At 64.2% G+C, this 26,313-nt stretch carries 24 protein-coding genes and 1 riboswitch; of the genes, 8 read left to right on the plus strand and 16 right to left on the minus strand.

All coding sequences use genetic code 11. The features are described 5' to 3' along the window. Positions 1 to 64 precede the first annotated feature (64 nt). From RFM41_RS16660 to thiC, 6 genes are read right to left on the minus strand one after another with little or no spacing between them, the layout of a single operon-like run. Complete coding sequence (locus RFM41_RS16660; RefSeq protein WP_320248339.1) at positions 65 to 844, minus strand: hydroxymethylpyrimidine/phosphomethylpyrimidine kinase; 780 nt, start codon at positions 842 to 844, stop codon at positions 65 to 67. Next, entirely contained in the window at positions 835 to 1,440 is a 606-nt protein-coding gene (locus RFM41_RS16665) for a thiamine phosphate synthase (protein WP_320248338.1), read from the minus strand. The genes RFM41_RS16660 and RFM41_RS16665 overlap by 10 nt, the downstream gene beginning before the upstream one ends. Beyond that, on the minus strand, positions 1,437 to 2,210 hold the full coding sequence (locus tag RFM41_RS16670; protein WP_320248337.1) for a thiazole synthase: 774 nt from the start codon (positions 2,208 to 2,210) through the stop codon (positions 1,437 to 1,439). Before RFM41_RS16670 ends, RFM41_RS16665 begins: the two co-directional genes overlap by 4 nt. A 3-nt stretch (positions 2,211 to 2,213) precedes the next feature. Then, positions 2,214 to 2,411: a sulfur carrier protein ThiS gene (gene thiS, locus RFM41_RS16675; protein ID WP_320248336.1), complete on the minus strand. Its 198-nt coding sequence runs from the start codon at positions 2,409 to 2,411 to the stop codon at positions 2,214 to 2,216. Beyond that, positions 2,380 to 3,387 carry a glycine oxidase ThiO gene (gene thiO / locus RFM41_RS16680; RefSeq protein WP_320248335.1) on the minus strand — a complete coding sequence of 336 codons (1,008 nt, stop codon included), beginning with the start codon at positions 3,385 to 3,387 and terminating at the stop codon, positions 2,380 to 2,382. The genes thiS and thiO overlap by 32 nt, the downstream gene beginning before the upstream one ends. A gap of 3 nt (positions 3,388 to 3,390) precedes the next feature. Beyond that, positions 3,391 to 5,235, minus strand: a complete 1,845-nt coding sequence (gene thiC, locus RFM41_RS16685; RefSeq protein ID WP_320248334.1) for a phosphomethylpyrimidine synthase ThiC — start codon at positions 5,233 to 5,235, stop codon at positions 3,391 to 3,393. Positions 5,236 to 5,339: 104 nt separating this feature from the next. Continuing rightward, positions 5,340 to 5,456: riboswitch (TPP riboswitch) on the minus strand. Here thiC and RFM41_RS16690 point away from each other — a divergent pair. Then, a complete protein-coding gene (locus RFM41_RS16690) occupies positions 5,452 to 5,634 on the plus strand; it encodes a hypothetical protein (protein WP_320248333.1) in 183 nt (60 codons plus the stop codon). Its footprint overlaps the riboswitch before it by 5 nt. 6 nt (positions 5,635 to 5,640) lie before the next feature. On the opposite strand, the gene RFM41_RS16695 is transcribed toward RFM41_RS16690, so the two are convergent. The 8 genes from RFM41_RS16695 to RFM41_RS16730 form a co-directional block, all read right to left on the minus strand. Further along, the gene (locus RFM41_RS16695; RefSeq protein WP_320248332.1) at positions 5,641 to 6,399 is read right to left on the minus strand and encodes an FkbM family methyltransferase; all 759 of its coding nucleotides are present in this window, start codon (positions 6,397 to 6,399) and stop codon (positions 5,641 to 5,643) included. Continuing rightward, a complete protein-coding gene (locus RFM41_RS16700; protein ID WP_320248331.1) occupies positions 6,396 to 7,628 on the minus strand; it encodes a hypothetical protein in 1,233 nt (410 codons plus the stop codon). Before RFM41_RS16700 ends, RFM41_RS16695 begins: the two co-directional genes overlap by 4 nt. A gap of 11 nt (positions 7,629 to 7,639) precedes the next feature. After that, positions 7,640 to 9,115, minus strand: a complete 1,476-nt coding sequence (locus RFM41_RS16705; RefSeq protein WP_430691525.1) for an aspartate aminotransferase family protein — start codon at positions 9,113 to 9,115, stop codon at positions 7,640 to 7,642. 22 nt (positions 9,116 to 9,137) lie between these two features. After that, complete coding sequence (locus RFM41_RS16710; protein WP_320248330.1) at positions 9,138 to 10,145, minus strand: NAD-dependent epimerase/dehydratase family protein; 1,008 nt, start codon at positions 10,143 to 10,145, stop codon at positions 9,138 to 9,140. Continuing rightward, entirely contained in the window at positions 10,142 to 10,591 is a 450-nt protein-coding gene (locus RFM41_RS16715) for an EamA family transporter (protein WP_320248329.1), read from the minus strand. Before RFM41_RS16715 ends, RFM41_RS16710 begins: the two co-directional genes overlap by 4 nt. Positions 10,592 to 10,713: 122 nt before the next feature. Beyond that, positions 10,714 to 12,066, minus strand: a complete 1,353-nt coding sequence (locus tag RFM41_RS16720) for an FAD-binding oxidoreductase (protein ID WP_320248327.1) — start codon at positions 12,064 to 12,066, stop codon at positions 10,714 to 10,716. Further along, on the minus strand, positions 12,066 to 13,499 hold the full coding sequence (locus RFM41_RS16725) for a UbiA family prenyltransferase (RefSeq protein ID WP_320248326.1): 1,434 nt from the start codon (positions 13,497 to 13,499) through the stop codon (positions 12,066 to 12,068). The genes RFM41_RS16720 and RFM41_RS16725 overlap by 1 nt, the downstream gene beginning before the upstream one ends. Positions 13,500 to 13,755: 256 nt before the next feature. Beyond that, positions 13,756 to 14,019: a hypothetical protein gene (locus RFM41_RS16730; RefSeq protein WP_027167119.1), complete on the minus strand. Its 264-nt coding sequence runs from the start codon at positions 14,017 to 14,019 to the stop codon at positions 13,756 to 13,758. Between the two features lie 201 nt (positions 14,020 to 14,220). Between RFM41_RS16730 and RFM41_RS16735 the strand changes: the two genes are divergently transcribed. Further along, positions 14,221 to 15,039 carry a helix-turn-helix domain-containing protein gene (locus RFM41_RS16735; protein ID WP_320248325.1) on the plus strand — a complete coding sequence of 273 codons (819 nt, stop codon included), beginning with the start codon at positions 14,221 to 14,223 and terminating at the stop codon, positions 15,037 to 15,039. Between the two features lie 100 nt (positions 15,040 to 15,139). After that, positions 15,140 to 16,036 carry an NmrA family NAD(P)-binding protein gene (locus RFM41_RS16740; RefSeq protein WP_320248324.1) on the plus strand — a complete coding sequence of 299 codons (897 nt, stop codon included), beginning with the start codon at positions 15,140 to 15,142 and terminating at the stop codon, positions 16,034 to 16,036. Positions 16,037 to 16,094: 58 nt separating this feature from the next. On the opposite strand, the gene RFM41_RS16745 is transcribed toward RFM41_RS16740, so the two are convergent. Then, positions 16,095 to 18,584: a mechanosensitive ion channel family protein gene (locus tag RFM41_RS16745; RefSeq protein ID WP_320248323.1), complete on the minus strand. Its 2,490-nt coding sequence runs from the start codon at positions 18,582 to 18,584 to the stop codon at positions 16,095 to 16,097. 194 nt (positions 18,585 to 18,778) lie between these two features. Here RFM41_RS16745 and RFM41_RS16750 point away from each other — a divergent pair, with 194 nt between their 5' ends. From RFM41_RS16750 to RFM41_RS16770, 5 genes are all read left to right on the plus strand, one after another. Continuing rightward, entirely contained in the window at positions 18,779 to 20,038 is a 1,260-nt protein-coding gene (locus tag RFM41_RS16750) for a sarcosine oxidase subunit beta (protein ID WP_320248322.1), read from the plus strand. Positions 20,039 to 20,106: 68 nt separating this feature from the next. Continuing rightward, complete coding sequence (locus tag RFM41_RS16755) at positions 20,107 to 20,385, plus strand: sarcosine oxidase subunit delta (protein ID WP_320248321.1); 279 nt, start codon at positions 20,107 to 20,109, stop codon at positions 20,383 to 20,385. Next, a complete protein-coding gene (locus RFM41_RS16760) occupies positions 20,382 to 23,375 on the plus strand; it encodes a sarcosine oxidase subunit alpha (protein WP_320248319.1) in 2,994 nt (997 codons plus the stop codon). The genes RFM41_RS16755 and RFM41_RS16760 overlap by 4 nt, the downstream gene beginning before the upstream one ends. A 7-nt stretch (positions 23,376 to 23,382) precedes the next feature. Further along, a complete protein-coding gene (soxG, locus tag RFM41_RS16765) occupies positions 23,383 to 23,970 on the plus strand; it encodes a sarcosine oxidase subunit gamma family protein (RefSeq protein ID WP_320248779.1) in 588 nt (195 codons plus the stop codon). Positions 23,971 to 24,192: 222 nt separating this feature from the next. After that, positions 24,193 to 25,575 carry an MFS transporter gene (locus tag RFM41_RS16770; RefSeq protein ID WP_320248316.1) on the plus strand — a complete coding sequence of 461 codons (1,383 nt, stop codon included), beginning with the start codon at positions 24,193 to 24,195 and terminating at the stop codon, positions 25,573 to 25,575. Positions 25,576 to 25,597: 22 nt separating this feature from the next. Here the strand turns inward: RFM41_RS16770 and RFM41_RS16775 are convergent, their stop codons facing one another. Continuing rightward, on the minus strand, positions 25,598 to 26,302 hold the full coding sequence (locus RFM41_RS16775; RefSeq protein WP_320248314.1) for a nitroreductase: 705 nt from the start codon (positions 26,300 to 26,302) through the stop codon (positions 25,598 to 25,600). Positions 26,303 to 26,313: the final 11 nt, after the last annotated feature.

Below are 26,313 nucleotides of genomic sequence, written 5' to 3' on the forward strand. Positions count from 1 at the left end.
AAAATGCCGAGCGACCCTGACGACCGAACGGGCTTGCCTAGGCTGCGACAGAGTGGTGAATTCCTCATGCCTCGGGACTTGCGTCGCGCTCAACACACTGCAGGAGCTTCTCGAAGACAAGCCGCTTGCCTTCCCGCACGCTGTCCTCGAGCGGCTTCGCGCCGGCCAGATGCGCCGCGATCGCGCTCGCCAGCATGCAGCCGGTTCCGCGCATCGATCCGGCAAGCCTGGGCATGTCGAGGCGGACAAGCTCTTGTCCGCCACTCAACAGGATATCCGTCGATCTGGGTCCCACGGCATGGCCGCCCTTGATGAGCAGCGCCTGCGCCCCTTCCGTAAGCAATTGCCTCCCCTGCCGCAGCGCATCATCGTCGTCCGAAGCCAAATCGGATCCGGTCAGCACCGCCAGCTCGACGAGATTCGGCGTGACGAGACGGCAAAGCGGCATGAGATCGCGCTTCAAGACCACGATCGCGCCCGGTTCCAGCAGCGCCCTGCCCGACGAGGACGCCAGCACCGGGTCCAGCACTGCCGGAATGCGTGAATTTTCGCTGAGCACGGCAGCAACCGCCGCGATGACACGTCCCGTCGAAAGCATGCCGATCTTTATCGCCGACACTTTGTTGGCCCGCAGCGCCGCGCGCATCTGATCGGCGACCAGACCGGCTTGCATATGGTGGATTGCCGTGACGGATTGGTGTGTCTGCACCGTCACCGCGGTGACGGCAACGCAAGCGCGCAAGCCGATGGCGGTGATCGTCTCGATGTCGCGCGCAATCCCGGCGCCGCCGCTGGAATCCGATCCGCCGACGACGAGTACATGCGGGTCCCGGTTCAGCGCCATTGTTCCGTCTTTTCGATCCATTCCCTGGTGCGCGCCTCGGGATCGGGATTCAACGTTATGTCGGTGACCACCGCGGCGCTGTCGGCGCCGGCCTCGAAAATGCCGTCGAGCCGCTCGGGATTGAGGCCGCCGATGGCGACCAGCGGAATTGGTGCGACAGCGTCCTTCCAAGCGCGAACCCTTTCGAGCCCCTGCGGCGCCCATTTCATCTTCTTCAGGATGGTCGGGTAGACGGGACCCAGCGCGACGTAGTCGGGCTTGGCTGACATGGCCGTTTCCAGTTCGGCATGATCGTGGGTGCTCAGTCCGAGCCTGATGCCGGCCGCCCGTATCTCCGGGAGTTCGGCGGTTTGCAGATCCTCCTGGCCGAGATGGATGAAGTCGCAGCCCTCCTCGATCGCCAGGCGCCAATGATCGTTGATGATGAGCTGGCAATGGTGCCGGGCGCACAAGGCTTTTGCCTTGCGGATTTCCATACGCAGCCTGCCCTCGTCCATGTCCTTGATGCGGAGCTGCACCAGCCTGACGCCGAGCGGCACCAGCCGCTCGATCCAGGCAGCGCTGTCGACGATCAGGTAGAACGGATCGAGCTTCATGAAAAAATCGCCCTGCCGATCGTTGGCGTCGACGGAACGGCGACGTCGCGCGGCTCAAGCAGGCCCGAACCATACGCTTCGCGGCCGGCATCGACCGCCTTGCTGAAAGCCCGCGCCATGCACACCGGATCGGCGGCCTTTGCGACCGCTGTGTTGAGGAGCACGGCGTCGAAGCCGAGCTCCATCACCGTTGCGGCATGCGACGGCCGTCCGAGCCCCGCATCGACGATCAACGGAACGTCGGGAAAGTGCCCGCGCATCGAACGCAGCGCCATGATGTTGACCGGCCCGAGCGCCGAGCCGATCGGCGCGCACCACGGCATCAGGACCTTGCAGCCTGCCCCCAGCAGCCGCTCGGCGACGACGAGGTCGTCGGTGGTATAGGGGAACACGCTGAAGCCGTCCTCGCAAAGGATGCGCGCGGCCTCGACCAGGCCGAACACGTCCGGCTGCAGCGTGTCGTGGTTGCCGATCACTTCGAGCTTGATCCAGGACGTGCCGAAGACCTCGCGCGCCATCTTCGCGGTCGTCACGGCTTCCTTGACCGAATGGCAGCCGGCGGTGTTGGGCAGGATCCTCACACCGAGCGAGTTGACCAGCGACCAGAATTTCTCGCCGGCCCTGCCGCCGGCCATTTCACGACGCAGCGAGACCGTCACCACCGAGGTGCCCGACGCCTTGACAGCTTCGGCAAGAATCGCCGGCGATGGATATTGGGCGGTGCCCAGCAGCAGCCGGGAGGCAAGCTTCGTTCCGAGCAGATCGAACATCGGCTAGCCTCCCTGCATGGGAGAAAGGATTTCGATCCGGTCGCCGTCGGCCAATCGAAATTCCGCCCGGTTGGCCGCGGGCACGACATCCCCGTTCAGCGCCGTGGCGAGCCAGTTGCCCTCATAGTCGAGCTCCTTCAAAAGGGCGTCGAGCGTCGCCGCCTTGGCCTCAAGCGCTTCGCCGTTGACGATCAGCTTCATTGTCAGACTCCAGGTCGGTGGTTGAATTGAAGAGAAGGCCGGCAGCCTGTTCCGCCATGGCCGGCGAAAGCAGGAAACCGTGCCGGTAGAGGCCGTTGACCGTGATCGTGCCGTCCTTCCGACGCTTCACCCGTGGCAGATTGTCTGGATAGGCAGGGCGAACGCCCACGCCTGTCTCGACGATTTCGGCCTCACCGAACGCCGGATGAAGTGCGTAGGCCGCGTTGAGGAGCTCCATCAGCGAACGGGCGGTGATCGGTCCGCTATGGTCGCTTTCGATCATGGTCGCGCCGACCATGACGTGATGATCGGCCCGCGGCACGATGTAGATCGGATGACGCGGATGGAGCAGGCGCACGGGCCGAGCGAGCGAGACCTCGCGCGTGCGCAGGATCAGCATTTCCCCGCGCACACCGCGCAAATCGTCCTCGGCCTGCGCGATCCCCGTGCAATCGATCACCTGATCAAAGCCGGAAGGAGCGATCTCGCCCGCCTCGAAGAGGAAGGCGACACCCATGGCGCGCAGTTTGCCGGCGAGCGCCTCGAGAACCCGGCGGGGATCGAGATGAGCTTCGCCGGCAAAGAACATGCCCTTGCGGAACCGACCGGCAAGGTCTGGTTCAAGGGCGGCAATCGCGTCTTCGTCGACGGCCTCATAGTCACGCGTACGGGTCGCAAAGCGGGCAAGCTCCAAGGCGTCTCGCGCATGGGCGACGACGAGCGTGCCGGCCCTCGTCACGACCCCGGGCAGTGTCCTGTCCCACCACTCGGCCGAAGTTTTGCCGAGCGTGACAACCGCCTCTTCGGCGCTTTCGCGCTCGCACCAGGGGGCCAGCATGCCACCGGCTAGCCAGGAGGCCTTGCCGCCTATCTGGCTCCGAATTTCGGCAACCGTGACCGACGCACCCCGCGCGGCCAATTCGTGGGCGACGGTGAGACCTGCCACACCGGCGCCTTTGACAAGGACACGGCGCATGGCTCAGCGCGTCTCCCGATCATCTCGCGCCAAAGCCTGTTCTTCCACTCCGGGCGTTTCGACGGGCATATAGAGATCGCCGCCCGCGCGATATTTCTCCGCCATAGCCGCCATCCCCTCCTTTTGCGCTTCCGCGCGAATGTCGTGGGAGATGCGCATGGAGCAGAATTTCGGCCCGCACATCGAACAGAAATGCGCGACCTTGTGCGCTTCCTTGGGCAAGGTCTCGTCGTGGAACGAGCGCGCCGTCTCGGGATCGAGCGACAGGTTGAACTGGTCTTCCCAGCGGAACTCGAACCGTGCCCGCGAAAGCGCGTCGTCGCGGACCTTCGCTGCTGGGTGTCCCTTGGCGAGATCGGCTGCATGCGCGGCGATCTTGTAGGTGATCACCCCGGTCTTGACGTCATTGCGGTCCGGTAGCCCGAGATGTTCCTTCGGCGTCACATAGCAGAGCATGGCCGTGCCGAACCAGCCGATCATGGCGGCGCCGATGCCGGAGGTGATGTGATCGTAGCCCGGTGCGATGTCCGTGGTCAGCGGCCCAAGCGTGTAGAAAGGCGCCTCGCCGCAGACGGCAAGCTGCTTGTCCATGTTCTGCTTGATCTTGTGCATGGGAACATGGCCGGGACCCTCGATCATCACCTGGCAGTCCTTGGCCCAGGCGATCTTCGTCAGCTCGCCGAGCGTCTCCAGCTCCGCGAACTGCGCCTTGTCGTTGGCATCGGCGATCGAACCGGGGCGAAGGCCGTCGCCGAGGGAGAAGGAGACGTCATAGGCTCTGGCGATGTCGCAGATTTCCTCGAAATGCTCGTAGAGAAAACTCTCGCGGTGATGGTGAAGGCACCATTTGGCCATGATCGAGCCGCCGCGGGAAACGATGCCCGTGACCCGGTCGACGGTCAGCGGGATGTAATGCAGCCGCACGCCAGCGTGGATGGTGAAATAGTCGACGCCCTGCTCGGCCTGTTCGATCAGCGTGTCTCGATAGACCTCCCAGCTGAGGTCCTCGGCGATGCCGCTCACCTTCTCCAACGCCTGGTAGAGCGGCACGGTGCCGATCGGCACCGGCGCGTTGCGCACGATCCATTCGCGGATGTTGTGGATGTTGCGGCCGGTCGACAGGTCCATCACGGTATCGGCGCCCCAGCGGATCGCCCAGACCATCTTTTCGACCTCTTCAGCCATCGAGGAGGTGACGGCGGAATTGCCGATATTGGCGTTGATCTTCACCAGGAAGTTGCGGCCGATGATCATCGGCTCGCTCTCGGGATGGTTGATATTGGCTGGGATGATCGCGCGGCCGCGCGCCACCTCGTCGCGCACGAATTCCGGCGTGACGAAGTCCGGTATCGACGCGCCGAACGCTTCGCCATCCTGTTGCAGCCTGCCTCGCAGCATCTCGCGGCCAAGGTTCTCGCGGATGGCCACGAATTCCATCTCGGGCGTGACGATCCCGGCGCGCGCATAGGCAAGCTGTGTCACCGCCTTGCCGGCCTTCGCCCGCACCGGACGATTGCGGACTGGAAATTCCGGCGTCAGCCGTTCGCCGGTCGCAAATCCGTTGTCCTCGGGCCTGACGTGGCGGCCGTCATAGGCTTCGACATCGCCGCGCGCGGCGATCCAGTCCTGCCGAAGGCGGGCAAGACCCTTTTCGATATCCGTTTCGACCGCGGGGTCGGTATAGGGGCCTGACGGATCGTAGACCGTCACCGGCGGTTCCCCGGCTGTCGGGTGCACGCTGATCTCGCGCATCGGCACCCTGATCTGCGGATGGATAATGCCGGTCCTGTGGATTTTCCGCGAGGCGGGCAATGGTCCCGTCGAAACGGTGGGGGTCAAGGCATTCATTTGAGGCTCCTTTGCTCATCTGCATTGGAGACCCAGTTCTGTGCCGGAAGGATGAAAAGCCGCCTTGGTGAACCTGCTAAGACAGGTCTTCGGGCATGGATTCCCGCAAAGCGCTTGCACCGTCCCTACGCCAGTATGAACTGGATCAGGTTCAACGGGTCACTGCGCCGCGAAAGCCAGCAGTATCTCAGCCCCTTGCCGGGACTCCCCTGGTGAATGGCTCAAGTTGAGCGAGCCGCCGCCGTTTTGTCAAGCGCATCCGGCCAGGACGACAATTGGGTTTCGATTGCCGTTGCAGGGAAACTAGAGCAATTTCAGGAAAAGTGTGAAACGGTTTTCCGTCCGGAATTGCGTAAAAACAAAGGCTTAGGGCGGTTCGGCGATTCCGTGAAAGGCTGAACCGCTCTAGGCGAAGGCCCAGATGTCCTCGGCCTGGAAGCCGACCTGGTAGCCGGCGGTCTTGAGCTTGACCACGACCTGGCCGATCTCGGCGGCAGGCAGCGCGCCGACCTCGATCTTGATCATGCCGGGACGGTAACGCTCGAGGTCGAGCTGCTCGAACACCATCCAGTCGGCGCCTTCACAGTCGACCAGGAAAGCGTCGATATGGGCAATGCCGTTGCGGTCGAGCAGCGTCTGCAAGGTCTCCGACTGCACCTCGATGTCCTTCAGATGCGGCGCGAACTTGTTGAAGTTGGCATCGGCCTCGCCCCAGGCGTTCTTGCCCGACATCAGATTGGTGTCGGTGACCGACGAGCAGCCGATGAACTCGATCGGCAGTGTGCCGGATTCGAGCGCGGCGGCGTCGAACGTATGGACGGTGATCGTTCCCTTGGCCCTGGTCACCGCCACCGGCTCGATGATGAAGCGATCGGTATCAGGATAGTTGGCGCGCAGCCGCTTCTGATTGTAGGGGATCGGCTCGACCAGCATGGCGCGAGCGCCGCGGATGCTGTGCAGCCACGGCGTCACGTCGTCGAACAGCGCGCCGTCGCATGCGCCGACATTGACCATCTGGAACGGCCGGCCATTGCCGCCGAAACGTGCCTTGAGCGCCGCCTTGGCAAGGAACTTCGTGCCGCGCAACGCCGGCCCGCGATCGAGCAGGCCCACAGGCAGGCCGAGCGACAGAAGAACGCGCGCGAAGCTGGACACCGAGCTCATGACTTGTCTCCGGAAATGACCTGCAGCGCGGCGCGGCGCCCGCCTTTGCTCGCCGCTCCCCAGAGCGCCATCAGCGGCGCGGCGAGCAGCAGGAAGGGCGGGAGAAGATTTGGGAAATAGATGCGGGTGTCGTGGATCGGGAAGACGGCGAATTTCGCCAGCACGCCGAGCGCGAGCGCCGCCAGCAGGACGCCGGCGCGGCGGTCGAGCCGGAAGCCGACGCGGCTCAAGCCGAACCAGCCGGCCAGCGCCAGGACCGCGACGCCGACCCAGCTGTTGACGCTGATGGCGCGCACCACCGACGCTGCAAAGGCCTTCAGATAGGCGGCCACGGAGAACGGCGGTTCGAACCCGTCCATGTTGTAATGCTGCTCGATGCTGGAAAACCAAAGATGCGGCCACCAGCCGGGATGCTGCGCCCAATGGGAAATGGCGAAATAGGCAACGAAAGAGGCGGCAAAGCCCACCAGCGCGCCCCATGCCCTCTCGCGGAAAGCGATAAGCAGCACCGCGAAAATGGCGAGGAAGACGATGTTGTCGGGCCTGGCCATGAAAGCCAGGAAAAGCAGGACCGCCGTCGCTGCCTCGCGCTTGCGCACATAGGCAAAGGTCCCGCCAAGGAACAGCGCCGAGCACAAAAGGTCGGGCGTCGAGGCGCGCGCCGCATCGCCGAAATCGGCCATGATCAGCACCGCGCCGACGACCGGCGCCAGCGCCAGCGCGCCTTCCGCGCGCAGCCAGGCCAGCGTGATGGCGCCGAACAGCAGCACGGAGAACACCTGCACCAGCCGCATCGCCTCGACCGGCGACACGACATGACTGAGGCTGGACAGGATCTCGGCATAGAGGAACTTGATCCGGTACATGCCGAGCAGCGAATGGAAATCGGCGGCGTTCTCCGCCATGTGGCTGCGGAAGCCGCCGCTGTCGTCGGTCAGCGTCTTGTAATCGCCGGCTGACACGCCGGCTTTGACTGTGCTGTAGGCATAGTCATGCAGCACCTGCGGATCGGGATAGGCGCCCTCCTCGGCGATCGCCAGATAGGGCAGCATGTCCCAGTTGGCGTCGGGCATGAACCAGGCGGTCGCAGCGGTCAGCAGGACATAGAGCGAGAAGGCGATCGCCCCGATCGATGCCGCCCATCTCGCGTAAGCCCCCTCGCCCCACGCCAGGCCGGCGCCGGTCAACCGTTCCAGCGGATTGGTCGGAGCGGACGGCCTGGTCAGCATGCCGGCGGCCCCTACTTGCCGACCTGGCTTTTCACGAAATCCTTCACGATCGCCACGATGCCGCGCGACAACAGGCTGTCGAAGGCGTCAACGAAGCGGTCGACATGCTCTGGCTGGCAGATCAGCGGCGGCTCGAGCCGGATGACGTTGCGGTTGTATTCGGTGAAGGCGACGAGCACGTCATAGTCGCGCAACAGCAGCGAGCCGACGAAACCGGACAGCGAGCCTTTCAGCTTGTCGTCGAGCACGCTCACCACCGGTCTGAGCACCATCGGCAGGGTCTGCGAGAAATCGTGGAACTCGAGCCCGATCATGAAACCCTTGCCGCGCAGATCCTTGATGATCTTCGGATATTTCTCCTTGAGCGCCCGCAGCCGCTGCAGAAGGTACCCGCCGGTCGAGGCCGCGTTGTCGATCAGCCCCTCGTCATAGAGCACGTTGATGCCCTCGATCGCGGTGACGCAGGCCTCGCCCATGCCGCCGAAGGTCGCCATGGCGTGGATCATCGCCGTCTTCGGCGTGCCATAAGCCTTCATGTAGACGTCGCGCCTGGCGATCATCGCGCCGACCGCCGCCTTGCCGGCGCCCAGCGACTTCGCCAGCGCCGTCACGTCCGGCACCACGCCATAGTGTTCGAAGGCATAGAAGCGGCCGGAGCGGCCATAGCCGCACTGAACTTCGTCAGCGACCCACAGCACGCCATACTGGTCGCAAAGCGCGCGCAATTTCTGCCAATATTGCGTGGGCGCCTGGATGATGCCGCCGCCGCCCTGGATGGTTTCCAGCACGATCACGCCGATCTCGGGATCGCTCTTGAACAGCCGCTCGACGGCGTCGATGTCGGCGAAGGGAACGCGCACGACATTATCCGCCACCTTGAAGTCGGCGCGGTAGAGCTGGCCGTCGGTGATCGCCAGCACGCCCTTGGTCTTGCCGTGGAAGGAATTCTCGGCATAGACGATCTTCGGCCGCTTCGGGCCGGCGGCGCGCTCGGCGAGCTTCACCGCCGCTTCCATGGCCTCCGAACCGGACGAGCCGAGGAACACCATGTCGAGGTCGCCCGGCGAGCACTTGGCGATATTGTGCGCAAGGGCCGCCGCATATTGCGACATGAAGGCAATCGCAATCTCCTGGCGCTTCTCCTCCTGGAATTTCTTGCGGGCTTCCAGGATGCGCGGATGGTTGTGGCCGAAGGCGAGCGAACCGAAGCCGCCGAAGAAGTCGAGGATCTTGCGGCCGTTCTGGTCGATGTAGAACATGCCCTCGGCGCGCTCGATCTTGATCTTGTGGAAGCCGAGCAGCTTCATGAAATGCAGCTGCCCAGGGTTGAGATGCGCCTTGAACAGGTCGGTGATGCGGGCGACGTCCATCGCCTTGGCCTGCTCGACGCTGATCAGCTCGGGCTTGGCGATTGCTGCGGGCGAAAGCGCCGGCGCGTCGACCAGCGTGCGCGTGCCTGTCTGTTCCGGCTTGGCCATGACGGTCATCTGAAAATCTCCCCTTCGCGCTTTATTCGGCAGGCACGTGTTCGGTGGCGACGGCGTGGCCGTCCTTCTTGGCGCGGTATTCGCTGTAGGCGGCGATCAGCATGTCCTCGTCGCGATATTGCGGCACCCAGCCCAGCTGGCGTTCGGCCTTGGAGACGTCGAGCACGCATTCCTCGTCGGCGATCAGATACTGCTCCGGATCCATGATCGGCATGTTCATGAGGTCGAGCAGGTCGAGCGTGCGCTTGACCGCCCAGCCGGGCGTCGGCAGCAGGATCGACTTCGAGCCGGCATGGCGGATCAGGTCGCCGAGCAGTTTCTTGACCGGTGGCGGATTGAGCGAGCCGAGATTATAGGCCTCGTTCGGCACGCCGGCTTTCCAGGCCGCGCGGGCGGCCTCGGCGCAATCGAACACCGATATGAACTGATAAGGGTTCCTGCCCGAGCCTATCATCGGCACCGGAAGATTCCAGTCGATCAGCTTGAACAGCTTTTCCAGTATGCCGAGGCGTCCGGGGCCGATGATCAGGCGCGGCCGGAACAGCGAGATCGACATGCCGCGCTGGCGCCATTCGGCGGCGAGCTCCTCGGTCTTGAGCTTCGACAGCCCGTATTCGCCCAGCGGCGAGACCGGATGGTCCTCGGTCATCGGCAGCACCACCGTGTGGCCGTAGATCATGTCGGTCGTGTAGTGGACCAGCTTCGAGGCGCCGGCCTTGTCCATCGCCTGCATGATGTTCTCGGTGCCGTGGAAATTCACCGGGAAGAAGAAATCGTGCCGCTTGGCGCGCACCTGGATCGGCGACAGCATCTTGGCCGAGAGATTGTAGACCACGTCGTCGGCCTTGAGCCCCACCGCCGCGACCGACGCCGGATCGGTCACGTCGCAGGTGATGAAGCGCATGGAGCGGTAATGCGGCAGGTCGCTCTTGACGATGTCGGCGACGACGACGGTCTCGCCATCGGCGGCGAGCTTGGGGGCAAGGCGACGGCCGACGAAGCCGTCGCCGCCGAAAATCACATGTCTCATCGAACGATCTCGCTTGTGCTGATCTTGTCGGGAGTGATGGAAGCGGTCTGGTCCTCATGCCCGCGGCCGCCCATCTCCCGGCCGCTCTGCGCGATCAGGATCGTGCCGACGCAGATGCAAGCGATGCCGGCGATGCGCCAGCCATTGAGGTCCTCGCGGAAGACGAAATAGGCGAAGATCGCCACGGCGACATAGGCGAGGCTGAGGAACGGATAGGCGAAGCTGAGCTCGACCTTGGACAGCACATAAAGATGCGATGCCATCGAGATGACGAAGGTGCAGAGGCCGAGGAACACCCACGGGCTGAACACGATCTGCAAGAGCTTGACGAGCGGATTGACGCCTTCGAAGGAGATCGGCCCCATCGACATCATGCCCTGCTTCAGCATCAGCTGTGCCGCGGCATTGGTCATGACCGTGAAGAGAATGAAGATTATATATTTCATTGTTGCCACCCGCCCCTTGGGCGGTCCTATTACAAACCTGCAAATATTTCGTGAAGCCGGACCGGTATTTTGAGTAAACCATGGCGTAACACTTAATTTACCATGATTTATTCGATTTTTATCTATTCCGCAGCTTCAGCTCTCCCTTCTCCGATCTCCAGTCTCTTTGCGGTACGCGCCCAGAAGCTCGATATGAAAGCCGGGTCGCGAAGCGCCTCCAGCCGCTGCCATTGCGGGAACGACGCGGCAAATGTCTCAGGCCCCATCCGGGCGTCCTTGTAGGGGTTCACCGCGCCGCCCGCCTCGACGACGATGCGGTCGAGCTCGGCGAGCAGCCGCAATGTCCTTTCGCCCCGGTTGGGGAAATCGAGCGTCAGCGTGTAGCCGGGCCGCGGGAACGACAGCAGCGCCGGCGAGCGGACATCGCCGAAGCGCTTGAGCACCGTGAGGAACGACCCCTGCCCTGCCCGCCGCCCCGCCTCGAGCAGCGCAGGCACGATGTGGCGCGCATTTGCCTCCGGCACCACGCTCTGGTGCTGGAAAAGCCCGCGCGGCCCATAGAGCCGGTTCCAGTCGCGGACGCCGTCGAGCGGAAAGAAGAAGCCCTGATAGCCTGTTTGGTGCGGAGCCGCGGACTTGCCCTTCTTCCAGCGATAGGCCGTGTTGAAGACGGTGAGGAAGGGCCGGTTGAGAACATTGAATGGCGGCTGCAGCGGCACGGAAAGCCGGCTGCCGGCACGTGCGGCGGCGTGCGAGCCGTGCTCGGCATGATTGCCGGTGAACAGGAGCCCGCGCCCGCGTCCATGGCCGCCAGCAAGCTGATCGATCCAGGCGACGGCATATTCGTTGGCCCGGTCGGCAGCCTCGGCAAGATCGAAGAATTCGCCGAGATCGCGGAACCGCGTCGCCTTTTCCGTTGTGTCGAGCGAGGGCACGCGCATCAGCTTGATCGATGCCGACAGGATCAGCCCGGTCAGCCCCATGCCGCCGATCGTCGCCGCGAACAGGCGGACATTGTCGGTCGCCGAGCAGCGATAGGTTCGGCCATCGGACCGAAGCAGCGTCAAGGCCTCGACATGGCAACCGAAGGTGCCGCGCCTATGGTGGTTCTTGCCATGGACGTCGTTGGCGATCGCACCGCCCAGCGTGACGAACTGCGTGCCTGGAACCACGGCCGGAAAGAAGCCATAGGGTGCGCCATGCGCGATGATGTCGCAAAGCAGCGTGCCGGCATCGGCTTCCAGCACGCCGGTCTCGGCGTTGAAGGAACGGATGCGGTTGAGCGGCCGCATGTCGACCACCATGCCGGTATCGTTCTGGCAGCTGTCGCCATAGGAGCGGCCATTGCCGTAGCCGAGCAGCGATCCGGCTTTCGCCTCGCCGCGCTTCAGCAAGGCTATCGCCTCGTCCGCCGGGATCGCCTTGCGCGCCGGCGGGGTCGCCAATCCGAAGCTGCCGAGGCGCTCCTGCCCCATCACCAGCCTCCGGCGACGAGGAAGACCGCGCCGATGGCGACGACGATCTGGCTGCGCCAATCGCGGATGATGAAGACGACCGGGTCGTCATGCATCTCGTCGCGCCGGGCGAGGATCCAGACGCGCATCGTGAGGTAAAGCACGATCGGCGCCAGCGGCCATATCAGCCACGGATGCGGATAGAGCTCGCGCACCGCTGGACTGTCCATATAGAGCGCCAGGACCAGCGCCGAGGAGAAGGCCGACGCCATGCCGGCCTGGGCGACGATTTCCTGGTCCTCGGTGCGATAACCACGGCCGGCAATGCGCTCGCCCGGAGGAATGGCCGTGGTGCGCAGCTCGACGAAGCGCTTCACCAGTGCCAGCGACAGGAAGAAGAAGATCGAGAAGGCGAGCAGCCAGAAGGAGACGTCGACGCCGGTGGCTGCCGCGCCCGCCAGCACGCGGATCGTGTAGAGGCCCGCAAGCGTCAGCACGTCCACCAGAAGCATGCGCTTGAACGACAGCGAATAGGCGGTGGTGACGGCCATATAGCCCAAAAGCACGCCAAGGAATTCGATCGGCAGGAACAGGCTGGCGGCGATGCCGATCGCGAGCAGCGCGGCGATCGCGCCGAGGCCGAACGGGATGGACAGCGCGCCGCTGGCGAAAGGCCGATTGCGCTTCGTCGGATGCTTGCGGTCAAGCGCCAGGTCGAAGAAGTCGTTGAGGATATAGATGGCGGACGCCACGGCGCTGAAGGAGACAAACGCCAGCAGGCACTGCCAGATCATGTTCGGGTTGAAATATTCGTGCGACAGCACCATCGGCACGGCGATCAGCGAATTCTTCAGCCACTGATGCATGCGCAGCATCTTGACGTAGGTCCTCAGTGTCGGCTTCGGCGCGGGCATGGCTTCGGCTTGATGCGCCGCCTGCCAGCGCCGGGCGCTGCGGTCGGGCGCCACCACGAGCGCGTTGCGCGCGGCGTCGAACACTTTGAGGTCGTGGCGGCTGTTGCCGGCATAGTCGAAGCCCGCGTCGCCATAGGCGGCGACAAGTGCGGCGCATTTCTTAGCCGACGTCATGTTGTGCGGACCGTCGGTCGCCAGCACATGATCGAAAATGCCGAGATGCGCCGCGATCGCCTCCGCGAACTTACGCGGCGTTCCCGTCGCCAGCACGATCCTGCGGCCCTCCCGATGCTCGGCGCGCAGGCGGTCAAGCAGGCCCTGGCGGTAAGGCAGCGAGGCCGGATCGATGTCGACGCGCCTGGCTATCTCCTGCTTCAGCCGGGCCGGTCCGCCGGTCAGCCAGAACGGCAGGAGAAAGACATAGAGCGGGTTCTTCTTGAGGAGGATGAACAGGCCTTCCCATAGAAGGTCCGTTGCAATCAGCGTGCCGTCGAGATCGACCGCAAGCGGAATTGCGTTCCTGTCCGACCTCGCGTCCATTGTCCCGCCCCGATCGAGCGCAGGATCCCGGAACTCTCGGAAGGGACCATGCGCCAACTCAACCCACGCCGTGTTCCGGCGTCCTCGGGGTCAGATATAGCCGGGGATGACGCAGCGAACGTTAAACGCCCGGTTGCAGCGCGCGGTCATACCGGTTTTTCGGGCGTCGTCGTTAAGCGACGGCTACTGGAAACGATAAAAGGCCGGACATCGGTCCGGCCTTTGCCAATCTTGCGGCGCCAACTCGTGGCGAGAGTTACTTGATGCGGGCCGCCCCGCCCGAGATCTCGACCGTCTCCGACCCGGTCAGGGCTTCGAGGTCGCCATTGGGCAGGGTGACGAAGCAGCCGTTCGAGCAGAACTCCACCGTCTCGCCGGCGGCAAGCGTCAGCTCGCTCTTGGCGCCGCCTTCGGTCACGACCAGGGTCCGCGTCTGAGCGTCCCTGTTGATCGCGCTGGCGGCGAAAGCCGAACCGCCCAGGGCCAGCAAAGCGATGGCGGCAACGACAGACTTCCACATTGCAATTCCGGTGTTCACACACCGCCTCTGTTCAAATTTGCAAGGCATTCTCGCCCTTTGCATCGAAGCTTATATGAGATGTTACCTGAACCGCAACTGAATGCCGCATTCATGCCACAATCGGTTTCGGCCTCCGCGTCCTGTTAATTCGGCCCCTCGATCCGATATGATATTGGTCGAAGAGAAGGCGAGGCCAGGACAATGCCGGGCACATGGCTCCAAACGATCGGCGTCGAAGTCGAACATCGAAGAATCACAGCTGGCCTGAACTACTATGTGCCGGCCTCTCCCTATCATCGCCTCGGCATCCATGTCGGGCCACCCGTCAACGCCTCGTGCCGCTGCGACGGCAGGCAGCACCGGCGCGTCCAGGCGCATGGCGACATCGATATCGTGCCCGCCGGATTGGATGGCGACTGGGAAGACGACGCGGACTGCACCATCCTGCGCTTGTGGATCAATCCGGGGTTGGTCCGCCAGGCTGCACGCGACCTGGAGATCGATCCGGACCGGCTGGTCGTCGAACCGCAATTCCAGCGCCGTGATCCGAAGATCGAACACATCGCCTGGGCGCTGGCCAGCGGGTTCAGCCCCGACGGGCCATCGGACCGGCTCTATTCCGAAAGCCTGGCAAGGGCGCTGGCCGTGCAACTGGTTCAAGGTGCCTCCATAAGGCAGGTTCCGTCGGGACAGACGCTATCATCTGGCCAGAAGCGCAGATTGCAGGACTTCATCGAAGCCAATCTCGACCAGGATCTCTCTCTGGATGAGCTGGCTCAGGTGGCGGCGATCAGCGTCTCGCATCTCAAGGCGCTGTTTCGCCGCAGCTTCGGAATGCCTGCCCACCAATATGTCATTCACCGGCGTGTCGAACGCGCCCGCCAGTTGCTCGACCAGGGCAAGATACCGCTCAGCCAGATCGCGCTGGAGGCCGGCTTCGCGCACCAAAGCCATATGGCTCGCAGCATGAAGCGCGTTCTAGGCATCACCCCGGCGGCGCTTGCCCGCCTCCGGCGTTAAACACCATCCTATCGTCCTTTTGTGCGCTCCGTCGTCCCTATCGGGGCGACTGACCCTCTCCGATCCGGCATCCAGTACTCGATGACAAAAGGAGATGCAGATGTTCGTGATTCTCGGCGCCACGGGGAAAATTGGGCGGGCAACGATCGGCGTGCTTCGTCAACATGGCCTCCCGGTCAGGGCGGTTGTTCGCAACCTGGCCAAGGCCGATGACCTTCGCGCTCTGGGTTGCGAAATAGCCGTCGCCGACGTCTCGGATGGACCGGCACTTGTCGAAGCAACAAAAGGAGCCTCGGCGGTCCAGGTGATCTGCCCCACCCTCGTCCAGGCGGAAGATGCTCTGGCCGGGATGAAGGCCACTATCGACACGGTTGCCAGGGCGCTTGCACAAACCCGCCCCGCGCACCTGCTCGCGATCTCCGACTACGGCGCGCAGCTGCCCACCGGCACCGGCATCACGCTCGCCTTCCACCATCTGGAAGCGAGATTGAGAACGCTCCCCGCGTCGCTGACCTTCCTGCGCTCGGCCGAGCATATGCAGAACTGGAGCCGCATCATCGGCCGGGCATTGCAGACCGGTATCCTTGGCAGCCTGCATCATCCTCTATCCAAGTCGTTTCCCACCGTCGCGGCAGGCGATGTGGGGCTGATTGCGGCCGACTTGCTTATGTCGTGCGGCGGCGATGCGCCACGGATTGTCCACGCTGAAGGCCCCCGGTGCTACAGCGTCCTTGACGTAGCCGAGGCACTGAGCGCGACGGCAGGCCGTGAAATCGTCGCCCAGGAAATGCCAAGGCAGGACTGGATCCCGATCCTGACGGCGGGCGGCTTGAGCCTAAGTTACGCAAGGCTCGTCGCCGATCTCTTCGATGCGCACAACGCCGGCCGCATCGACGTCGAGCAAGGTGCTGGTGAAACAAGGAAAGGCAAGACCGAGCTTCATGCGGTTCTGTCGGCGCTCGTGCCGCTGGCGCAAAAGACGGCCGGTCGATCCTAGAGCAACTCCAAAACCGGGACATGGAACGTTTGCCGTTTCCGCGGAACGATGAAGCGCTTTAGGTCGGGTCGGGCTTGCGACCCCTGCGCTTCATCTTGGCCAGCCGTTCCCGCTCGGCCGCGGCTTCTGCTTCCAGCCTCTGGCGTTCGGCGAATTCGGCCTCGATCTTGTCGTCGTCGATCGGCCAGGCCTCGTGCTTCTTGCTCTCGACGACCGCGCGCGGCGTCGACGGTATCTCGATCTGCTCCTCCCCGAAGATATCGAAGATGGCGAAGCGGATATCGTTCTGCACGACGCTGCCGTTCATGATGTCGGCGACGAACACCCGGACTTCGAATTCGAGCGCGGCAGGGCCGAAATTGGCGAAAAGGACGAACGGTTCGGGATTCTTCAGCACCATCGGATGGGCGCGTGCAATGTCCGTCAATATGGCATGGACGCGCTTGACGTCGCTGCCATAGGCGACGCCGATCTTGATGTCGATGCGCCCGAGCTTGTTGCGATGTGTCCAGTTGCCGACCGCATTGTTGATGAGATTCGAGTTGGGCAGGATCACCGCCTGCCGCTGGAAGGTCTCGATCTCGGTAGCGCGCACGCTGATCTTCCGCACTGTGCCGCTGACGTCGCCCGCGACGATCCAGTCGCCGACCTTGAACGGCCGCTCGGCAAGCAGGATCAGGCCTGAAACGAAATTCGACACGACGTTCTGCAGGCCGAAGCCGATACCCAGCGAGAGCGCGCCGGCAACCAGCGCCAGATTGGAGAGATCGATGCCCGCCGCCGAGATACCGACCAGGCCGGCGACCGCCACGCCGGCATAGCCGACGCCCAGCCGGATCGAGTTGCGCACGCCGGCATCGACCTTGCCGCGCGCCATCACCGAGCCGTCCAGCCAACCCTGGAACCAGCGTGTCAGGAAATAACCGATGACGAAGACGACGATGCCGCTGAGGATGCCGAGGAAGGAGATGGTCACCGAACCGATCGTGACCCCTGTCGCCAGCTTGTAGGCCCAGGCCTCGATATCGCCGGGCTGGAAGCCCCACATCAAGAGGATCAGCGGCAGGAACACCACCACGATCATCAGGTTGATGGCGATGCTGACCACCAGGCCGAGCTGGTCGAGAGCGGTATCCTCGTAGCTGGAGTTTTCCGAAAGCCATCGCCCTACCGAAGTATCGGCGAAGCCGCCCTCCTCCCCGATCGCCCGGGCCGACAGGAAGCCGATATAGGCCGTCACCAGCACGGTGCCGGTCACCACGACCTGGAACGAGACGAAAAGCGCCAGGCCGATATAGCCGAGCAGCGCCGTCGCCATGGTGAACAGGCCGAGCCCGATGGCAATGAAGCGAAGCCATGCCGGCCAGGGGCGCCACGAGCCGTCTGCGGCCTTGAAAGGCCGCAGCAGTCCCATCAGGATCAGGATGACGCCGACGATGATGGTGGCGACAAAGCCCCTCCCGATCGTCAGCGAAAGCGGCGAACCCATCTTCTCGTTGACGACCGACAGGAAGTAATTGAAGCCGAGCACCAGCGCCATGGCGGTCGTCAGCCCGACGAGCCAGCGCGCCGGGCCGGTCTCGACCGGGATCAGGCGCCAATGGGGCAGGCGCGGCTCGAGCGCCGCGTTGGTCAGCCGGTTGACGCAGAACACCATGCCGATCACCGTCAGCAAGGCGTTGAGGAAGGTGCCGATATCGCCACGCAGCACATTGTAATAGTTGAAGAAGAACACGGCCGAGGCGAAGAAGACGCCGAGCGCCAGCGTCGGCAGCAGCGTCGACCAGAAGGCCACCGACAGCCGGCTGAGATAGGACGGGTCCTCGACCGTCGGGTCGGCCTCGAATATGCGGCCGAACAGGCGCCTGCCCCCAATCAGCAGCACGGCCGCCAGCGCCAGCGCCATGAGCGTCGCGGCGAGGATCGCCTGGAACTTGAACCTGACGGCGAAACTCGCCCAGGACGACACCGCATTGTAGAGGCCCGTGAATTGGTCATGCGCGTCGGAAACGGCCTGCGGGCTCAACGCCTCGGTCAGGTCATAGTGCTTGGTGATGACGCTGCGGAAAAGCTCGCTGCGCATGACGGCGATCTTGTCGACCAGCCCGTTGACGCGGATCGACAGGTTTTGCGCGCTGGCGACGACCGCGTTGATCTGAGCCTTTTCCGAGGCGAGCGCGCTGCGCTCGTTGCTGACGATCACCGGCTCGGGGGGCTGCCCCTGCGCCGGTGGCGCGCCGAGCACCTGAATCCGGTTATTGATGTCGGTGAGACGCTGCCGGAATGCCAGCGCGCTGGTCAGCGCCGCGCGCGAAATGTCCTCAAGCTGCAACCGGATGTCGACAAGCCCCGCATCGTCCTGGTCTGGCTCGCTCAATTTCTTTTCCAGGCCGTCGGTCTTGGTTGTCAGATCCTGGATGGCCTTGGTCTGATCGGCGATGAGCTGCGACGAACCATGGCCGATCGCCTGCGCCGACGCCTCCAGCGCCGGCTGCCCGAAGACAGCGACAATGACGACCAGGATCAGGCGCAGCAGGCGGAAGAACATGACTGTGTTGGCGATTCGCGGCCGAAAAATCCTCGAAATTTCCGCCTTTGATAAAGACCGGCATATCGGGCGGCAAGCCGTCCCGATCGCATCGGCGAGAGTCGGCCTGGCGAAAAGCGATGGCGTAATCTTGGCTTTGCGCTCCCCGCCTGCTCTATAGTCTGCCGCCTCGCATCAAAAGGACGACAGGAAGAATGGCGGAATATTCAGCCTTTTCGCTGCTCAAGAACGCGCTGACCGGCAATAAGGATTGGAAGCCCGCCTGGCGCAAGCCGGACCCCAAGGCTTCCTATGACGTGATCGTCATCGGTGGCGGCGGCCACGGTCTTTCGACCGCCTATTACCTTGCCAAGGAGCACGGCATTACCAATGTTGCGGTGCTCGAAAAAGGCTGGCTCGGCTCCGGCAATGTCGGCCGCAACACCACCGCGGTGCGCTCCAACTATCTTTTGCCGCAGAACACCCGCTTCTACGAACATTCGATGAAGCTGTGGGAGAACCTGTCGCACGACCTCAACTACAACGTCATGTTCTCGCAGCGCGGCTGCCTGAACCTCGCGCACACACCCGCCCAGCTCGACGACTACGCCCGGCGCGGCAACGCCATGCGCCATCTCGGCGTCGATGCCGAGCTGATGAACCTCGACCAGATCAAGCGGCTTGTGCCGGCGCTGGATCTGTCCGGTTCGGCGCGCTTTCCGGTCCTTGGCGGGCTGATGCAGCCGCGCGCCGGCACCGCCCGTCACGACGCGGTCGCCTGGGGCTATGCGCGCGGCGCCGACCGGCGCGGCGTCGACATCATCGAGAATTGCGAGGTCACCGGCTTCCTGCGCGACGGCGGGCGCATCACCGGCGTCTCGACGACGCGCGGCGAGATCCGCGCCAAGAAGGTCGCGCTTGCGGTTGCCGGCAGCACCGGTCATGTCATGCAGCTTGCCGGCATTTCGCATATGCCGATCGAAAGCCATGTGCTGCAGGCCTTCGTCTCGGAATCGCTAAAACCCATCGTCGACACCGTTCTCACCTTCGGCATGGGCCATTTCTACATTTCGCAATCCGACAAGGGCGGTCTCGTCTATGGCGGCGACCTCGACGGCTACAACAGCTATGCCCAGCGCGGCAGCCTGCCGATCGTCGATGAGGTGATGAGCGAGATGCTGGCGCTGTTTCCAGGCCTGGCCCGCGTGCGCATGCTGCGCTCCTGGGGCGGGCTGTGCGACATGACGATGGACGGCTCGCCGATCATCACCACCGGCCCGCTGCCGGGCATGTATCTCAATTGCGGCTGGTGCTACGGCGGCTTCAAGGCGACGCCGGCCTCCGGCTGGTGCTTTGCCTACACCATCGCCAAGGACGAGCCGCACGAATTCAACGCGCCCTTCACGCTCGACCGCTTTTATCGTGGCTTGATCATCGACGACAAAGGCCAGGGCGCGAACCCGCGGCTGCACTAGACCATGATCCCAAAAAGTGGACGCCGGTTTTTGGAAAAGATCATGGTCAAACAAGAAGATAAATAAGAATGCTTATCACCTGTCCCTATTGCGGCCCGCGCGACGTCATCGAATTCACCTACCAGGGCGACGGCAACCGCGAGCGGCCGCAGCCCGCCTCGCAGAATATCGACGCCTGGAACGCCTATGTCTACGACCGGCTGAACCCGGCTGGCGACCACAACGAGATCTGGCAACATTCCGGCGGTTGCCGGTCCCATCTGCGCGTCGTTCGCAACACCGTGACGCATGAGATTTTGAACACCGAATTCGCCCACGGCGCGCGTAAGGCCGGAGGCCGCCCGTGAGCCCGCGCCGTACCGAGACCGGCGGCCGGATCGACCGGCTGCACACCATCCGCTTCACTTTCGACGGCGCGCCCTATACCGGCCATGCCGGCGACACGCTGGCCTCGGCGCTGCTTGCCAATGGCGTGACGCTGTTCGGCCGCTCGTTCAAATATCACCGCCCGCGCGGCCTGCTTGCCGCCGGCGTCGAGGAGCCCAACGCACTGGTGACGGTGCTGCGCGGCGAGGTGCGCGAGCCCAACATTCCGGCCACCATGGTCGAGATCTATGACGGGCTCGTCGCCGTCAGCCAGAACCGCTCGCCTTCGCTTGCCTGGGACGTCGGCGCCCTCAACCAGCTCGGCGGCAAGATCCTGTCGGCCGGCTTCTACTACAAGACCTTCATGGGGCCGGTGATCGGCCCACTGCAGGGCACGCGCTTCTGGATGTTCTGCGAGCATTTCATCCGTCGCGCCGCCGGCCTCGGCAAGGCCGGCACCGCTCCCGACCCAGCGCGCTACGAGCGCATGAACGCATTTTGCGACGTGCTGGTCGTCGGCTCCGGCCCCGCTGGCCTGATGGCGGCGAAGGCTGCTGCCGACCAGGGCGCCCGCGTCATCCTTGCCGATCTCGAAGCCCATTTCGGCGGCTCCGCCAACTGGTCGGGCGAAACCATCGACGGCATGCCGGCCGCCGACTGGGCCCAGCGCATGGTGAGCCAGCTCGAAGGCAACGACAATGTGCGGCTTTTGCCGCGCACGACGGTGTGGGGCTATTACGACGGCAACACGCTTGCCGCGCTTGAACGGGTGACCGACCACAAGGAAGCGGCCGCCAAGGGCGAGCCGCGTCAGCGCTACTGGGCGATCCGCGCAGGCACGGTGGTTCTCGCCACCGGCTCTTTCGAACGGCCGCTGGTGTTTCCGGGCAACGACCGTCCTGGCGTCATGCTGGCGCATGCGGCCGAACGCTATGCAATTGAATATGGCGTATTGCCTGGACAGCGCATCGCGCTCTTCACCAACAATGACAGCGCCTACCGCTCGGCCGTTGCCTTGAAGAAGGCCGGGGCCGCGGTGGTCGCCATCATCGATGTCCGCGCCGACATCTCGAACGAGATGCGCCGGCTGGCGAGCGATGCGGAGGCTGAGCTGCTTGCCGGTCACGCCGTGGTTGCAACGGAGGGCGGCAAGGTGCCCGCCGGTCTCAAGGTGCAGCGCTTCGACGCCATGAGCGGTGCGCTGAGCGGCGACGAGCGCAGCATCCATGCCGACAGCCTTCTGATGTCGGGCGGCTGGTCGCCGACCATCCACCTTGCCAGCCAGGCCGGCGCGAAGGCCGAGTGGGATCCGGCGAGACAAGCCTTCCTGCCGCCGAAGCCGACGCAGCGTTGGATCGGCGCCGGCGCCTTCACCGGCAGTTTTTCGACTGCCGAAGCCATTGCTGAAGGTCGCGCGGCTGGCCTTCAGGCCGCCGGCGGCGCAGCGTCATCCGCCCCCCTGCCCGTTGTCGAGGCAGCCCCCGGCGATCCCGACCCAGCGCCGGTCTTCGAGATCAAGGCCAAGGGCAAGAGTTTCGTCGACTTCCAGCACGATGTCACCGCCGAGGACGTGCGCCTTGCGCATCGCGAAGGCTTCGTCTCGGTCGAGCATCTGAAGCGCTACACCACGCTCGGCATGGCGACCGACCAGGGCAAAAACTCCAACGTGCCGGGCCTGGCCATCATGGCCGAGGCGCTCGGCAAGCCGATCCCCGAAGTCGGCACGACGCGCTTTCGCCCGCCCTACACGGCGGTGTCGATCGGCTCGCTCGCGGCTGAACGCTTCGGCGACCTCAAGCCCGAGCGTTTGACGCCGATGCATGACTGGCACCTCGCCAATGGCGCGAGGATGTATTCGGCCGGCCTGTGGTACCGCCCGATGATCTACGGCCTTCCGGGCGAGACCGTCGAGCAGGCCTATGTGCGGGAGGCAAGAGCTACGCGCGACAGCGCCGGCATCGTCGATGTCTCTACGCTGGGCAAGATCGCGGTGCAGGGACCGGACGCGGCGGAGTTCCTCGACCGCGTCTACACCAACATGTTTTCCACCTTGGCTGTCGGCAAGGCCCGCTACGGCCTGATGCTGCGCGAGGACGGGCTTGCCTTCGACGACGGCACCACCTGGCGGCTCGGCGAGCAGGAATTCCTGATGACCACCACCACCGCCAATGCCGGCAAGGTGATGCAGCATCTGGAATATTTCCTCGACGTCATCTGGCCGGAGCTGAAGGTCACCGTCACCTCGGTCACCGACGAATGGGCGGGCGCTGCGATCGGCGGACCGAACGCGCGCGCCATCCTTGCTTCCTGCGTCACCGGTACCGCCGTCGACAACGCCGCGCTACCCTTCATGGGCATCGTCCATGGCCGGATCGCCGGGGTGCCGGTGATGATCTGCCGGCTGTCCTTCTCCGGCGAGATGGCGTTCGAGGTCTATTCCGGCGCCGGCTACGGCACCCGCGTCTGGGAAGCCCTGATAGAGGCCGGCAAGCCATTCGGCCTGGTCACCTACGGGCTCGAGGCGCTGGGCACGATGCGCATCGAGAAGGGCCATGTCACCGGCGCCGAGATCGACGGTCGCACCACGGCGCGCGACCTCCATCTCGACTGGATGCTGTCGAAGAAGAAGCCCTTCATCGGCTCGGCCATGATGGACCGCGAAGGCCTGATCGCCCCCGACCGGCTCGAGCTGGTCGGCCTGATCGCCCTGGACAACCGGCCGCTCAACGGCGGCGGACATATCGTCGAGGAACTGGACGAGGCCAATCCGCACGACTCGCTCGGCCACATCACCGCCTGCTGCTATTCGCCGGCGCTCGGCAAATATATCGCACTGGCGCTGGTCGCCGGCGGCAAGGCAAGGCATGGGACCCGAGCGTTCGTCTCCGACCCGCTGCGCAACCGGTTCGGGCCGGTCGAGATCGTCTCCAACCATTTCTACGATCCGGACGGGAGCCGCATGCATGGCTGAGCACCAGTTGCCCGAACGCCAATCGCCGCTCGAGCCGGACTATCATCCGGGCTCGCATGGCAATTTCGAGCATGGCGTCGATGTCATCCTGTCCGAGACGCGGCCAGGCTCGATCCTGCAGCTCGCTGCGTGGCCGGGTGAAGAGAAGCGGCTGATCGAGATTATCCGCAAGGTCACCGGTCTCGCTTTGCCTGACGGCGCCGGTGGCGGCGTGAGCGGCGGCGCCCGCGCCGCCTTCGGCTTCGCGCCGGGAAAGTTCACCCTGGTGGATGAGGCCGAAGGGCTGGCGCAGGCCTTTGCCGGATCGATCACGCCGGCCGTCGGCACGCTGACGGACCTTTCACATGGCCGCACCGCGATCCGCATCGCCGGCCCGAAAGCTGAATGGGTGATGGCGAAGTTCTTCGCCATCGACTTCGCCTTGCCGGCCTTCCCGCTCGGCGCCGGCCGTTCGACCAACCATCACGACATCTTCGCCCAGATCCAGCGCAGCGGCGCCGATCAGTTCGACATTTATGTCTTCCGCTCTTTCGCTCGCTCGTTCTGGAAGGCCTTGTGCCACGCCAGCGAAGAAGTTGGCTACGAGGTGCAGTAGCCCGTCGTTGCAGAGCAGGAATTGGTCCAGCTGATTTGTCTGGCACTATTGACGGCTACAACTGCTGCTTGAGCGTTGGGCCAGCAGGGACGATAGATAGGAAACATCGGCGTTTGCCACGGCAAACGCCCGCTCAGGCAACCAGTTCGACCATACCCTTCCATGACTGTTGAGACTTCGGCGACGGCCACGACCCGCTTTGCTCCGGCGGAGGGTCCGTCGATGCTCTTGCCGGCAACCGTCGCTTGCGGCGTGTTCATGACCAGTCTCGACCAGAACGTCGTGGTCACCGCGCTGCCCGGCATCGGCGAGAGCCTCGATCGCCCGCCAAGCCAGCTTGGCCTTTTGATCACCGTCTATGTCGCGAGCCTCATCATCACCATGCCGCTCGGCGGCTGGCTGGCCGACCGTTTTGGGCTACGCAACGTCTATTGCTTCGCCCTGCTCGTTTTTGCCAGCGCCTCGGCCTTGTGCGGCCTTTCGGAAAACATCTGGATGTTGGTCGGCTCGCGCGCCTTGCAGGGCTGCGGCGGCGCGCTGATGGGCACGCTTGGCCAGGTCGTGATCCTGTCGAGCTTCCCGCGCGACCGCACGCTGAAGATCAACATGTATATCTCGCTGGCGGGCCAATCCGGGCCGCTGGTCGGGCCGCTCGTCGGCGGCGCGCTGACCACCTACGTCTCCTGGCGCTGGATCTTCTACATCAACATCCCGATCGCGCTGACCGCAGCGCTTCTGGCTGCCTCCCTGTTTCCGACGACGACCAAGCCGGTGCGCACGCCATTCGATTTTCCGGGCTTCCTGCTCGTCGGCAGCGGCATGGGATTGCTGGTCTTCGGCATGGACTCGCTTGCCGCCAAGGATGCCGCGAGCAGCCTCATCGGCATCGAGCTCGGCCTGGCGATCGTCATCCTGGCGGTCGCCGCTTTCTATTGCCTGCGCGCGCGCAACCCGCTGCTCGATCTCAACCTGCTGCGCATCCGCACCTTCCGCATCTCCTTCCTCACCGGCGGCGGCCTCGACACGATCGGCCTGAGCTCGGTGGTTTTCCTGTTGCCGCTGATGTTCCAGCTCGGCTTCGGCATGAGCGCGGTGCAGGCGGGGTCGCTGACCTTCGTCGCCGCGATCGGATCCCTGCTCATGCGCTTCTTCATGCCGCGCCTGTTGAACCGCTTCGGTTTCAAGCGCGTGCTGGTCACCAATACGCCGATCGTCGCCCTATTGGTCGCCGGCTTCGCCCTGATGCAGGAGAGCCTGCCGGCCTGGATCGTGCTGGCCTACATCTTCACCTTCGGCGTCTTCCGCTCGGTGCAATGGGCCTCCACCGGCAATCTTTCCTATTCGGATATCGCGCCGGAGCAGCTCGCCCGCTTCAGCGCGCTCTATTACATCCTGTGGCAGCTTGCGGTGGCGATCAGCGTCGGCCTCGCGTCGGCGCTCCTGTCGCTGCTTGCCGGTGGCGGCAAGGCCAGCATCAACGACTATCGTATCCTGTTCGTCGTCGAAGGCCTGATCACGCTTTGCGCGCTATCGGCCTATCTGAGGCTGACGCCGCAGGACGGCGCGCATGTCAGCGGCCATGGCGCACATATGAGCACGGACTGACAGGCCGAAGAATTCGGCGCCCCTATTCCGCGAACGTCACCCAGTCCTCGAGCGGCGCGCGGTCGGTGCGGAACTCGTTCTCGGGCTTGGACGTGTCCTCGTAGCCGAGCGCCATGCCGCAGACGACGATCTCCTCGTCGGGAATGTTGAGAACCGGCCTGATCTGGCGGTGATAGGGCGCGAAGGCCGCCTGGGGGCATGTATGCAATCCCCTGCCCCGCGCGCCCACCATGATGTTCTGCAGGAACATGCCGTAGTCGATCCAGGAGCCCTGGTTCAGTCGCCGGTCGATCGTGAAGATCATGCCGACGGGGGCGTCGAAGAAGATGAAGTTGCGATCGTGCTGCGCCCTCATCTTATCGACCTCGCGCCGGCCGATGCCCAGCGCGCCGTAAAGCCCGAAGCCGTTGGCGCGCCGGCGGGTCAGATACGGTTCGAAGAACTGATCGGGATAGTAGCGGTACTCGTCCCACTCCGCCTTTTCGGCTCGAATGCCTGAGTTGAGGATGGCGTCGCTGATACGCTGCTTGACCTCGCCCTTGGTCACATAGACGCGCCAGGGCTGCATGTTGGTGCCGGACGGCGCGCGCGCCGCGACCGCAAGGATCGCGCGGATCGTCTCGTCGTCAACCATGTCGGGCAGGAAAGCGCGCACCGACCGGCGCGAGATGATCGCCTCGTCGACGATCGCCGCTTCCGATGCGGTCCGGATGTTCTTCTCAAGCATGGGCCGTCCCT

It is taken from the genome of Mesorhizobium vachelliae (genome assembly GCF_033977325.1).
Classification (GTDB): domain Bacteria; phylum Pseudomonadota; class Alphaproteobacteria; order Rhizobiales; family Rhizobiaceae; genus Mesorhizobium; species Mesorhizobium vachelliae.